A 12002-nucleotide genomic window follows, 5' to 3' on the forward strand; every position below is an offset into this window, starting at 1 on the left:
ATGGCAGCTATGGCAGCCTCGATTCCTGTAGCAGATATTGACACGATCGTGTTTGCGTGCGAGGCCGGTATCGGCTCCAGCATCATGGGCGTGAATGCCTTTAAGCGCAAGCTGAAGCAGGCCAATCTGAGCATCACGGTGGTGCACAAGCCAGTGCGCTCGGTGTCGGCGGATGCCAAGGTGGTGATCGCCCACAAGGGCCTGGCCGAGTTCGCCCGCAAGCAGGCTCCGAACGCGGTGGTGATCGCCTTCTCGCAGTTTATTAACGACCCCGTGTTCGATCGTGTGATCAACGAGCTGAAGGCGGGCGACGCTGTGACGGAGGCACGCTAGCCATGGCAATCGTATCTGTTGACCGCGTGAAGGTTCAGGCCAGTGCATCCGACAAGCTGGATGCTATCCGCCAGGCGGGCGAGCTGCTGGTGAGGGGTGGCTGCGCCCAGCCCGCCTATGTCGATGGCATGCTCGCCCGCGAGCAGACCATGTCCACCTACATTGGCAACGGCGTGGCCATCCCCCATGGCCAGTTCGAGAACCGCGCCGATGTGCTGGCCACCGGCGTGTCGGTGGTGCAGTTCCCCGAGGGCGTGGAGTGGGAGCCGGGCGAGCGCGCCTACCTGGTGATCGGGATCGCCGCCGACGCCGAGGAGCACCTGGGCGTGCTGGCCAACCTGGCCGAGGTGATCGAAGACCCCGAGGCCGCCGAGCAGCTGGCGCGGCTGGCCGACCCCTCGCAGATCGTGGCCTGCCTGAGCCGAGAACGTGTGGAAGAGGCATAGCGGGCGCGCTGGTGCGGTGTCCTAAAGGAATGTGGTTATGCAGCAGCTTGAATTGGTGATCCATAATGCGACCGGCCTCCACGCTCGCCCAGCGCGGATGTTTGTGGATATTGCCAAGCGCTATCAGTCATCGATCCAGATCCAGCACGGCCAGAAGCGGGTGAATGCGAAGAGCCTGATCGCCGTGCTGACGCTGGGCGTGGCCCATGGGCAGCATATCTGTATCGACATAAGCGGTGAAGACGAGGTTGTGGCGGCAGCGGCGCTTTCGGCTGCTGTGAACGAGGGCCTTGGTGAAGGCCCTCAGCACGCCCCCGCCGCCCCTGCCCCAGCCCCGGCGGCGCCGCCTGCCGCCGCGCCCAGCAGCGCCAACCAGCTGCGCGGCGTGGCGGGCGCGCCCGGCATCGCGATCGGGCCGGTGTTCCGCATCGAGCGGGCCTCGCTGGCCGTCGGCGAGGTGTTCGGCGGGGTCGAGCAGGAGTGCGATAAGCTCAACGCGGCGCTGGCCTCCGCCCGCCAGCAGCTGTTCGCCCTGCGCGAGCAGGTGCTGCTGCGCGGCGCTGCCGAGGAGGCCGCGATCTTCGATGTGCACAGCGAGATCTTGGCCGATGCCGATCTGCTGGCCGCCGTGCGCGGCGCGATCGCCGATGGCGTGGCCTGCGCAGCCGCCTGGCAGTCGGCCATCGCCGCCCAGGCCAAGGGCCTTGAGGCGCTTTCCAACGCGGTGCTGGCCGCCCGCGCCGCCGACCTGCGCGATGTGGGCGACCGCGTGCTGCGGCTGCTCATCGGTGCCGATCAGCCGGTGCCCCAGCTGCCCGACCACCCCGTGATCGTGGTGGCCTACGACCTCTCGCCATCCGAGACGGCCTCGCTCGATCCCAGCCGCGTGCTGGGCTTCTGCACCGCTGTCGGCGGCCCCAATGCCCACACGGCCATCCTAGCGCGGGCGCTCGGCCTGCCCGCTGTGGTGAGCGCTGGCCCGGCGGTGCTGGATGTTCCCATCGGCACACCGGTCATCCTCGACGGCGGCGCAGGCACGCTCCAGCTGGGGCCGGGCGAGGCCGACCTGGCCACGGCCCGCGCCGCCCAGCGCGAGCAGCAGGCCCGCCGCGCCGCCGCCGCCGCCGCCGCGCAGAGCGCCGCCATCACCACCGACGGCCACCGCGTCGAGGTTGCGGCCAATATTGGCGGCATCGACGAGGCCCGCCAGGTGCGCCAGAGCGGTGCCGAGGGCGTGGGCCTGCTGCGCACCGAGTTCCTGTTCCTCGACCGCTCCAGCGCGCCCACCGAGGAGGAGCAGCTGTCCATCTACCAGCAGATCGGCCAGGAGCTGGGCGACCTGCCGGTGATTATCCGCACGCTCGACATCGGCGGCGACAAGCCGCTGCCCTACCTGGCGCTGCCTGCCGAGCAAAACCCCTTCCTGGGCGAGCGCGGCATCCGCCTCTGTCTTGCCCACCCCGACCTGCTCCGTCAGCAGCTGCGCGCCATCCTGCGCGCCTCGGCCTCGCATCGGCTGCGGATCATGTTCCCCATGATCGCCGACATGGCCGAGCTGCGCGCCGCCCGCGCGCTTCTGGATGAGCTGCGGCTTGAGCTACATGTCCCGCCGGTCGAGGTCGGCATCATGGTCGAGGTGCCCTCGGCGGCGCTGATGGCCGACCTGTTTGCCCAGGATGTCGACTTCTTCTCGATCGGCACCAACGACCTAACCCAGTACACACTGGCGATGGACCGCACGCACCCCAACCTCGCCACCAAGGCCGATGGCCTGCACCCCGCCGTGCTCCGCCTGATCGCGCGCACCGCCGATGCGGCCCACGCCGCTGGCAAATGGGTGGGCGTCTGCGGCGAGCTTGCCGCCGACCCGGCTGCGGTCCCCATCCTCGTGGGCCTGGGCGTCGACGAGCTGAGCATCAGTGTGCCCGCCATCCCCTCGGTAAAAGCTCAGATCCGCACCCTCAGCCTGGCCGAATGCCAGGAGCGCGCGCGCGGGGCGCTGGTATGCGCCACCGCCAAGCAGGTGCGCGAAGGAGAGATACAGCGATGAAAACGCGAATTGAGACCTATACGTCGTCCCAGGCACCGATTGCAAAACAGACCTGGGCGTGGAATATGTATGGCGCAGGCGTCGAGCAGATCGGCCGCGAGGGCCAGCCCGAGCTGTTCGCGGTGCCCGAGCCGAGCGATGATCAGCTGCTGGTGCGCGTCGATGCCGTTGGGATGTGTTTCTCGGATGTAAAGCTCATCCAGCAGGGCGGGAAGCACCCCAAGCTCTACAACCGCGATCTGTCGGTCGAGCCGACCCGCCTCGGCCACGAGGCCGCGCTCACCGTGCTGAAGGTCGGCAAGAATCTACAGGGTCAGTATCATGCTGGCCAGCGCCTAGCTATGCAGCCCGACATCTACCAGAACGGGCGCAGCACTGCCTACGGCTACACCATTCCCGGCGGGCTTATCCAGTTCCACCTGATCGGGCCAGAGGTGCTGCACGCCGACGATGGCGCCTACGTGCTGCCGATCTCCGAGCAGATGGGCTATGCCGAGACTGCGCTGACCGAGCCGTGGGCCTGCGTCGAGGGCGCGTACACCCAGCGCCGACGCCTCGCCCCCAAGGCGGGTGGGGTGATGTGGATCGTTGGGCAGCCTGGTGATGCCACCCAGTATAGCTTCTCGCAGCATCTGGATGCACCGGCGACGATCGTCCTTTCCGATGTGCCTGCCAGCCTGCGCGCCCAGATCGAGCGCGCCACTAGCGCCACGGTGGTGCTGCGCGATGGCCAGACCCGCGAGGGTTACGCCGCGCTCAGCGCCGAGCTGACCAGCGGCCAGGGCTTCGATGACATCGTGCTGCTGGCCCCGCGCAGTGCCGAGGATGTTTCCGCCGCCGCCCGCCTGATCGCCCGGCGTGGCACCTTCAACATCGTAGGCAGCGAGCCGCTTGATGGCCTGCCCAATATCGACGTGGGCCGCATTCACTACGACTATACCGCCTATGTCGGCACGCGCGGCCCCGATATCGCGGCGGCCTATGGCGAGGCCCGCAACCGCTGCGAACTGCGCCAGGGCGGCGTGGCGCTGTTTGTGGGCGCTGGCGGCCCCATGGGCCAGATGCACGTGCAGCGTGCGATCGAGCTGGCCGACGGCCCGCGCACCGTGATCGCCACCGATGTGAACGATGGCCGATTGGCCGCGCTGGAGCGCCTGTTCCAGCAGCTCGCCGCCGACCACGGCAAGCGCTTCGTGGTCGCCAACCCCACCACAGCGTCGCTGGCCGAGCTGGTGCGGCGCGAGACCAACGGTGCGGGTGCCGATGACGTGGTGGTGAGCGTGCCCTCGGCTGGCCTGATGGCCGAGGCGGCCACCTATATGGCCAAGGACGGTATGCTGGTGCTGTTTGCTGGCGTGCCCAACGGCTCGATGGCCCCGCTCGATCTCAGCGCGGTCTATCTGAGCAATGCCCAGTTCACCGGCACATCTGGCTCGCGCCTCAGCGATCAGGAACTGGTGATTCAGAAGACGATCGAGGGCGCACTATCGCCAAATCGTTCAGTCGCCGCAGTCGGCGGTATGAACGTGGCCCGCGAAGGCATCGCCGCGATGATGGAGGGCCGCTACGCTGGCAAGGTCGTGATCTTCCCGCAGATCCCGGATCTGCCGCTGCTAGCGCTCAGCGAGCTGAAGGCCCACTACCCCGCCGTGGCCGCCAAGCTGGCCCCTGGCAATGTCTGGACAAAAGAGGCCGAGCAGGCGCTGATCGAAGAGCTGTGGCGCGCATGATCTACACTCTCACGCTCAACCCCGCCCTTGACCGCGAGCTGATGGTGCCAGCGCTTGACCTCGATCAGGTGCTGCGCGCCACCGCCACCCAGGTCGACTTCGGCGGCAAAGGCTTTAATGTCTCGCGCATGCTGATCGCGCTCGGATCGCAGAGCGTGGCGCTCGGCTTTGCTGGCGGCCACACCGGCCAACAGCTGCGCCAGGGCCTCGCGGCGCTGGAGATTGCGACCGACTTTATCGCGATCGGGGGCGAGACCCGCACCAACATCAGCGTGGTTTCATCCGACCACACGCGGTCGCTCAAGGTAAACGAGCCAGGCCCCACGATTAGCCCTGCCGAGCAGACCTTGCTGCTCAATCAGGTGCGGCGTCTTGCACGCGCGGGCGATTGGTGGGTGCTGGCGGGCAGCCTGCCCCCCGGCCTCCCCGCTACTATGTACGCCGACCTGATCACCCTGCTGCACCAGGCCGGGGCCAACACGGTGCTCGATACCAGTGGCGAGGCGCTGCGCCACGGCTGCGCGGCCCACCCCACCCTGATCAAGCCCAACGCCGAGGAGGTCGGCCAGCTGCTTGGCCGCCGCATCCACACCCACGCCGATGCGCTGTCCGCCGCCGCCGCCTTCGCGGGCATCCCCTACGTCGTCATCTCGCTTGGGGCCGAGGGCGCGGTGCTCTCCCACCAGGGGCGCGGCTGGTTTGCCGCATCGCCCAAGGTGCAGGCGCGCAGCCCGATCGGCGCGGGCGACTCGCTGGTGGCCGGCCTGACATGGGGCCTCAGCCAAGGCGACATCCTGCAGGGCCTGCGCTGGGGCGTGGCCTGCGGCGCGGCTACGGCGGCCTGCCCTGGCACCGCCCTTGGCACCGCCCAGCAGGTGGCCGACCTCGCCCCCCAGGTGATCATCCGCGAGCTATAGCGTAGCGCCTGCTACCAAGCAGCCGACAAGCACACCAGTGCTGTCGGCTGTTTGGTGTTGAAAAAGGCTTACAGATCTCCTTTTTACCTCTCATATATATGCATTCTTGTAGGGGTAGACGTAGTACTTCTACACCCAAAGTATATGACAGTTAGATGAAAACCATAGAGCATCATAATATGTCTAAAATAAGGACTAATGGTAGCTAATAACAATCAATAAGTAGATTATCATACGAGTATCTGGCCTAGAGACACACTAGAGAGAAATATCGTAAGGATAGCCTAACAACTATTGTTAATGCTAGAGGTTTCTATTTCGTTATGGTCTCGCACTGAAAATGTCATCGATATGTTGTTGTCAATCCGTATCAAAGTGGGCTATAGTTCTAAGGCAGTGGAAAAAGTATTGTTCATGATCACTCTCTGATACTCTCTTCTATCCCACTGGGGAAAGGACTCCACCCCTATGGCAACACGTCAAGAGCAGCTCATTGCCGTCCTTGAGCGGTTGGCGCAGAACGCGGGCACCGATGTCACTGGTGCGGTGGTCGTCAGCACCGATGGTATTGTCCTCGCCTCCAAGATGGCGAGCGACGTCAATGCCGATCGTGTCGGCGCGGTGGCCGCCACCATGATCGGTGTGACTAAGCGCGTCTCGGGCGAGCTAAAGATCGGCACCACCGAGGAGACCATCATCAAGGCCGACAGCGGGCTGTTCATGGTGCTGCCCGCTGGCGAGCAGAGCCTGCTGGCGGTCAACCTCCGCCAGGGTGCCAATCTGGGCATGGTCCGCATCGAGGCTCGCGATTCCGCTGCTGTGATTGCACGTATTCTTTAAATTACGCCTACCAGCAACCGCAAAAGGAGTGCTCACGTGACATCTTCCCGTGCAAGTTGGCAGATCAAAGGCCCGGCCATCCTCCAGGAGCTGATCGCGCTCATGGGGGTCTCCCCCGAAGACTCGGCGCTGCTACGCACGCTCTACCCCGCCGCCCAGGCCCAGGCTCCCAAAATGACCGAAGCATTCTATGCTCGGCTCTTCAAGCACGAGAACACCGCAGAATACCTGCAGGGCGCGTCGATGGAGCGCCTGCACTCTATGGTCGGCCAATGGTTCACCGAGATCTTCAGCGGCACCTATGACAACGACTACGTGCAAAAACGCCTTACTATCGGCCAGATCCATGTGCGTATCGGCCTGCCTGTGCGCTATCCGCTGGCCATGCTCGATGTGGTGATGCCGTTTGGCGAAGAGGTCGCGCTCACCAGCGCCGATCCGCAGCGGGCCGTGCAGGCGTTCCGCAAGGTGCTGGCCCTAGATGTTGCGATTTTCAACCAGGCCTACGAGGATAACCAGCTTGAGCATCTGTCGGGGCTTGTTGGCGGCGAGCGCCTTGCCCGCCTGCTGCTCTCCGGTGGGGGCTAGGCCGTTGGCCCCAAGGCACTGGCGCGCTTGGCTATCGATGGGCGTCACCCATCGATAGCCACCACGAGTGGCCAGATAGCGCTTTGTTGCTGATTCTTGCTCTTGGGCGCGAATTGCACTACCCTGTGTATGGGCGCGGTAATCGTCATATAAAAGTAATGAATTAGATCATCTCCCCCGCCTCCATATGTGACAATATAGAGATATCGTAATTCGATGAGGTCTGTAACCGCGCAAGGCTGGGGAGCTGGGGGCGCAGCTCCCAAGAAAAATGCCCTCCCACTTTTATTGATTGAGATAGTCTTGCTATAAACCAGGGTTGTTGGGAGAGGAGAACCCTATGGCGCTCGAAGGTAGTCTTTTTGATATGTCGCTCTCAGATCTGTTCCAGATCTTTCGTAGCGGCCCAAAATCTGGTGTGCTTATTCTGTCGCGCGCCCCTGAGCGTGGTGTTGTCTATGTCTTCCAGGGGAAACTGATAGATGCGGTGCTTGTGAGCGGTGCCGAGAATCATGTGGACTCATCGGGCGAGGATGCGGTGCTCCAGATGCTCCACTGGGACGACGCCTCATTCGTTTTCCGCCACGATCTGAGCGTTGCCGAACGCCCCGTGCGCATCCTCCACGACTCCGAGTGGCTGGTGATGGAGGCGATGCGCCGGGGCGAGACGCCCGCGCTGCTGCCCGCCTACGAGAAGATCACGCTCGACTCGCGCCTAGAGCTAGCCTCCATGCCTACCAACGCCGAGAGCGGGGTCAACCTCGACCTCAACCAGTGGCGCGTGCTCAGCCAGATAGCTATCTGCGATACCCTCAGCGAGATCTGCGCCCGCACTGGCCTCACCCCCGATGAGGGCATCCGCCTTGTGGGCCAGCTTGTTGCGATCGGCCTGGTCGAGATAGCACCGCCCAAGGTGGCCATTCCGGTTCCAAAACCAACGGTCTCGCGCCAGCGCCTCTCCGACCTTGTTGCCCCGCAGGCTCAGTCGCTGGCCCCAGCCTATGCTGGCGCGGCCTCTGGTTCGTCGGGCCGGGGTCTGCTGGGGGCCATTATGCGTCGTGTTCGTGGTTTGTAGGAGAATGCAATGGCGCAGCCAATCAAGATCGTCATCACTGGGGCCTACTCTGCAGGTAAGACAAGCTTTATCCGCGCCATCAGTGAGATCGACCCCCTGACGACAGAGTATGAAGTTACCGACCCTGATGAGCGCCTGCTGAAACGGGAGACAACCGTCGCCCTCGACTTCGGCACCATCGCGATCAACGATCAGGCGACGCTCTATCTGTTTGGTACCCCAGGGCAGGAGCGCTTTGATTTTATGTGGGAGACGCTGAGCGAGGGCTGCATTGGCTATGTGGTGATGGTGGACAGCTGCCGCCCCGCCCATCTGAACGAGACCGTTCGGCTGATCGCGCGCTTCGCCCAGATCACCGATGTGCCGTTTGTGGTGGCGGCCAACAAGCAGGATGACCCCACCGCGCTGCCGCTGCCCTACATCCGCCGTCGGCTCCAGCTGCCCAGCGAGGTTCCGCTGCTGCCCTGCATCGCCAACCAGCGCGAGAGCGTGAAGGATGTGCTGCTCAACCTGCTGGCCCATATCGAGCATGTGGCGCTCTCGAATGAGAGCGAGGCCTTGCCCGGCGATCGATGATGTTCCGCGCTATAATAGCGCTATGAACAGAACATCCCCACAGCCTATCCCCCTGACGATTCTCACCGGCTTCCTTGGTGCAGGGAAGACGACCTTGCTCAACCATATTCTTCGTGGCGATCACGGCCTGCGTATCGCGGTGCTGGTGAATGATTTTGGCGCGATCAATATCGACGCCGAGCTGGTGGAAAACTTGGGCGAGCGCACCATAAGCCTGCGCAACGGCTGTGTGTGCTGCTCGATACGCGGCGATCTGCTCTCGTCAGTGCTCGGCCTGCTTCAGCACGATCCGCTGCCCGAGTATCTGCTGCTAGAGTGCAGCGGGGTCGCCGAGCCGATGGCGGTCGCCCGCACCTTCTTCCTCCCCGAGCTTCGCCCATTTATCCAGATGGAAAGTATGGTTGCGGTGGTGGATGCCGAGCAGGTGCACAGCTCGGATGAGCAGCAGGATCTGATCGCGGATCAGATCGCCGCCGCCGATATGGTGGTGCTCAATAAGATCGATCTGGCCAGCCAGAATCTGCTCGCAGGCTTGCGCGAGTGGATCCGCATGATCGTGCCCAACGCCAAGATCTTCGCCACGAGCCACGCCCAGGTGCCGCTCGACCTGCTGCTGGGGGTGGGCCGCTATCAGCAGCTCCTCGACCAACCGGCTGCCCACGATCATGCCAGCGTGTTCGCCAGCTGGAGCTTCGAGGTCGATCGGCCTTTTGCCTTCCACGCGCTGCAGCGCGCCCTCTCCGATCTTCCCGATGGCGTGTACCGCGCCAAGGGCGTGCTCTGGCTGAATGACCAGCCCAAGCGGCGGATTGTGCTGCAGGTGGTGGGCCGCCGTGTGAACCTGATCCCCGCCGAGCCTTGGGGCGACCAGGCCCCGCGCAGTCGGCTCGCCCTGATCGGCACCCCAGCCAGCGTCGATCCTGTCCAGCTGCAGGCGCTGTTCGAGGCGGCGCTGGTGGGCTAGCCCCACCAGCGCGCGTTTGTGCTCAGCTGCGGCCCAGGCGCTCGCGCCCGTAGGCCTCGATCTCGCCCAGGAAGCGCGAGGGCTTGCTCTGCGAGCCGCGGTTGCGCCCGCCCACCCACGAGAGGAACAGCCGCTCGCCGGCCCGCGTGAGCGCCACATAGCACAGTCGGCGCTCCTCTTCCACGCCCTCGAGCGTCCCAATGCTGCGCTCGTGGGGCAGCGTCCCTTCCTCCAGCCCCGTCACAAACACAATCGGCCACTCCAGCCCCTTGGCCGCGTGGATGGTCAGCAGCTGCACTTGGTCGCGCTGATCCTCATCATCGCTGTCGAGGCTGGTCATCAGCGCGACCTCCTGCAGGAAGCTGCTCAGGTCGTCGTGCTCTTCGGCGGCCACCATCAGCTCCTGCAGGTGCTCGCGGATCTCGGGCAGATCCTCGGGGCTGAAGCGCTTGGCCAGATCGGCCATAAACCCGCTATGCTCCAGCACATCGGCCAGCAGGTTGGATGGCGGCATGCTGGCGCTGAAGTTGCGCCAGCGCGCCAGCAGCCCGGCCAGCTGGGTGGCCCCAGCCGCCGCCTTGGGCGCGAGCGGCGTGTAGGCCTCGCGCTTGGTGAGCGCCTCGGAGAGCGAGAGGCCGTTCTGGGCGGCGTACTGCGAGAGCAGCGCCAGCGACTGCGCACCCAGGCCGCGCGCGGGCACATTGGCGATGCGGTTCAGGCTTAGGTTGTCGGCGGGGTTGTTGATGGCGCGCAGGTAGGCCATGGCGTCGCGCACCACCGCGCGGTCGTAAAAGCCAGTGGCCCCGCGGATCTGGTAGGGGATGCGGGCGTGGCGCAGCGCGCTCTCGAAGGCCCGCGACATGTGGCGCGTGCGGAACAGCACCGCCACGTCTTTGTACTGCCGCCCACTGCGCGCCAAGTCGTTGATGTTGCGGGCGATCTGCTCGGCCTCGTCCTTCCCATCCTTCGCATCGAAGATCGCGAGGCAGCGCTCGCCTGGCTTCATGGCCGAGGCCGAGCGCAGCGCCATCGGCGGCACCACGCGGCTGTTGCGGATCACGGCGTAGGCCGCATCCAGGATGGACTGGCGGCTGCGATAGTTGGTCTTCAGCTCGATCACGCTGGCGTCGGGGAAGTCCTTCTCGAATCGGGCGATGATGGTGTAGTCGGCGTTGCGGAAGCCGTAGATCGCCTGCATGCCATCGCCCACGGCGAACAGCGAGCGGCGGCGATTTCCGCTCGGGCGCGAGAGCATCTCGATCAGCGCGTACTGGCTGGCGTCGGTATCCTGGTACTCATCCACCAGCACGTGCTGCCACTTGCGCTGGTAGTCCTCAAGCACATCGGGGTGCTCGCTCAGCAGCTGGTAACTCAGCAAGATCATGTCGTCGAAGTCGAGCGCGTTGGCCTTCTCTAGGCTGCGCTGGTAGCGGCGGTAGCACCCGGCGGCGTAGCGCTCCACCGGATCGGCGGCGAAGCGCAGCGCCAGCCGTGGCGAGAGCAGCTTGCTTTTGAAGCGGCTGATCATGCGCAGGATGTCTTGTGGTTCCAGCGCCGCCGGTGCGCGCTCGGTCATGCCGTCCAGCGCCGCCGCCGCGAGCTGAAGCTGCTCGTCGCCAGCGTAGATGGTGAAATCCTTGGTGTAGTGGCCGATCCGCCCTTCGATCTCATCGCGCAGCAGCTGGCCGCACACGGCGTGAAAGGTGCCGGTGGTGATACCGCGCACGCGATTGCCGAGCAGCTTTTTCAGCCGCTCGCGCATCTCCTTGGCGGCCTTGTTGGTAAAGGTAAGCGCGAGGATCGCGCCGGGCTTCGCCCGATGGTGCTCGATCAGGTGGGCGATCCGTAGGGTCAGCACGCGTGTCTTGCCGCTGCCCGCGCCCGCGCGGACAAGCACCGGCCCGATCGGTGCCGTCACCGCCGCGCGCTGCTCGGAGTTGAGAGAAGCGAGAAAATCCATGGTTCCTATTGCTGTGATTTTTGCTGTTCAATCGCCCTATTGTACCGCACGGCGACGCACTCATGCGAACGTCTTTTCGTGGCACAGTTTGCGCATGGTGCAAGGCAGAATCGTTGATTACAAGGCGAGATGGAGTGATCTATGCGCACACTTTTCCGGACATTTGCGGTGAAGACCTCGGAGGCGGTGGGTTCGGCGTGGGCATTTATTGCTGCGGTGATGCTGATTATTGGCTGGGCTATCAGTGGGCCTTTCTTTCATTTCTCGGATACCTGGGAGCTGATTATCAATACCATCACGACGATCATCACGTTCTTGATGGTATTTCTGATCCAGAACGCGCAGAACCGTGATTCGAAGGCGCTGCATCTCAAGCTCGATGAGCTGATCCGTGCGGTGGATGGTGCGCGCACCGGCCTGGTCGACCTTGAGGATCTGACCGATGATGAGCTGCAGCGCCTTCAGAAGGAGTTTCGGCGGCTGAGCCAGCGTGTGGCTGCCGAGCCGGTTGAGTCCTGAGTCC

Annotated in this window: 12 protein-coding genes; 11 read left to right on the forward strand and 1 reads right to left on the reverse strand. The window is 64.4% G+C overall.

Annotated elements, in window-relative coordinates; genetic code table 11:
- The 10 genes from F8S13_22800 (at window position 1) to F8S13_22845 (ending at window position 9519) form a co-directional block, all read left to right on the forward strand.
- Entirely contained in the window at window positions 1-333 is a 333-nt protein-coding gene (locus F8S13_22800; GenBank protein ID KAB8140582.1) for a PTS lactose transporter subunit IIB, read from the forward strand.
- A 2-nt stretch (window positions 334-335) separates the two neighbouring features.
- Window positions 336-779 (forward strand): PTS sugar transporter subunit IIA, encoded by a 444-nt coding sequence (locus tag F8S13_22805; GenBank protein ID KAB8140583.1) that lies wholly within the window; start codon window positions 336-338, stop codon window positions 777-779.
- 37 nt (window positions 780-816) lie between these two features.
- Entirely contained in the window at window positions 817-2829 is a 2013-nt protein-coding gene (gene ptsP, locus F8S13_22810) for a phosphoenolpyruvate--protein phosphotransferase (protein ID KAB8140584.1), read from the forward strand.
- A complete protein-coding gene (locus tag F8S13_22815; GenBank protein ID KAB8140585.1) occupies window positions 2826-4559 on the forward strand; it encodes a zinc-binding dehydrogenase in 1734 nt (577 codons plus the stop codon). The genes ptsP and F8S13_22815 overlap by 4 nt, the downstream gene beginning before the upstream one ends.
- Window positions 4556-5476 carry a 1-phosphofructokinase gene (gene pfkB, locus F8S13_22820; GenBank protein KAB8140586.1) on the forward strand — a complete coding sequence of 307 codons (921 nt, stop codon included), beginning with the start codon at window positions 4556-4558 and terminating at the stop codon, window positions 5474-5476. Before F8S13_22815 ends, pfkB begins: the two co-directional genes overlap by 4 nt.
- A gap of 468 nt (window positions 5477-5944) precedes the next feature.
- Window positions 5945-6316: a dynein regulation protein LC7 gene (locus tag F8S13_22825; protein ID KAB8140587.1), complete on the forward strand. Its 372-nt coding sequence runs from the start codon at window positions 5945-5947 to the stop codon at window positions 6314-6316.
- A 36-nt stretch (window positions 6317-6352) separates the two neighbouring features.
- Complete coding sequence (locus F8S13_22830) at window positions 6353-6904, forward strand: Globin-coupled histidine kinase (GenBank protein ID KAB8140588.1); 552 nt, start codon at window positions 6353-6355, stop codon at window positions 6902-6904.
- Window positions 6905-7244: 340 nt separating this feature from the next.
- Entirely contained in the window at window positions 7245-7979 is a 735-nt protein-coding gene (locus tag F8S13_22835) for a DUF4388 domain-containing protein (protein KAB8140589.1), read from the forward strand.
- A gap of 9 nt (window positions 7980-7988) precedes the next feature.
- Window positions 7989-8555: an ATP/GTP-binding protein gene (locus F8S13_22840; protein ID KAB8140590.1), complete on the forward strand. Its 567-nt coding sequence runs from the start codon at window positions 7989-7991 to the stop codon at window positions 8553-8555.
- 22 nt (window positions 8556-8577) lie between these two features.
- On the forward strand, window positions 8578-9519 hold the full coding sequence (locus F8S13_22845; GenBank protein KAB8140591.1) for a GTP-binding protein: 942 nt from the start codon (window positions 8578-8580) through the stop codon (window positions 9517-9519).
- 22 nt (window positions 9520-9541) lie between these two features.
- On the opposite strand, the gene F8S13_22850 is transcribed toward F8S13_22845, so the two are convergent.
- Window positions 9542-11479, reverse strand: a complete 1938-nt coding sequence (locus tag F8S13_22850) for an AAA family ATPase (GenBank protein KAB8140592.1) — start codon at window positions 11477-11479, stop codon at window positions 9542-9544.
- A gap of 141 nt (window positions 11480-11620) precedes the next feature.
- On the opposite strand from F8S13_22850, the gene F8S13_22855 reads away from it, so the two are divergent.
- The gene (locus F8S13_22855) at window positions 11621-11998 is read left to right on the forward strand and encodes a low affinity iron permease family protein (GenBank protein ID KAB8140593.1); all 378 of its coding nucleotides are present in this window, start codon (window positions 11621-11623) and stop codon (window positions 11996-11998) included.
- Window positions 11999-12002 lie beyond the last annotated feature (4 nt).

The organism is Chloroflexia bacterium SDU3-3, assembly GCA_009268125.1.
GTDB lineage: Bacteria > Chloroflexota > Chloroflexia > Chloroflexales > Roseiflexaceae > SDU3-3.